This is a genomic window from Shewanella sp. MBTL60-112-B2 (genome assembly GCF_019655055.1).
GTDB lineage: Bacteria > Pseudomonadota > Gammaproteobacteria > Enterobacterales > Shewanellaceae > Shewanella.
Genome location: NZ_BPFA01000114.1, coordinates 1 through 326, shown reverse-complemented (window position 1 = coordinate 326; position 326 = coordinate 1). Strand labels below are relative to the sequence as shown.

Here is a 326-nt window from a genome sequence, read left to right as displayed (position 1 = left end):
GGCGCATCGTTCATTGGGTTGACCGTGATCGCCACACTGCCGTTTTCAGTGACAGTGCCGTCATTGACGCTGTAGGTGAAGTTACCCACGGCATCGCCGCTGTCATAGTCGGCAGGCGCATCGTACTGCAAGCCTTCTAATTGGCCAGCGGTTAAGAGCATGCCATTGGTGATCGCAGTACCATCAGCGAGGGTGACGGTGCCCAGAGTCGGTAGGCCGGTGACCGTAATGGTGAGGTTATCGCCATCAGCATCGGTTGGTGCGCTGAGGCCTAAAGACGTATTTTGTGTCTCTTCATTGACATTGATGCTATTGCTGTCGACGAG

1 protein-coding gene is annotated in these 326 nt (G+C 54.9%); it reads right to left on the bottom strand.

The genetic code is table 11. The features are described from left to right. A partial coding sequence (locus K5Q73_RS21485; RefSeq protein WP_220766212.1) for an Ig-like domain-containing protein occupies positions 1 to 326 on the bottom strand: 326 nt, incomplete at both ends.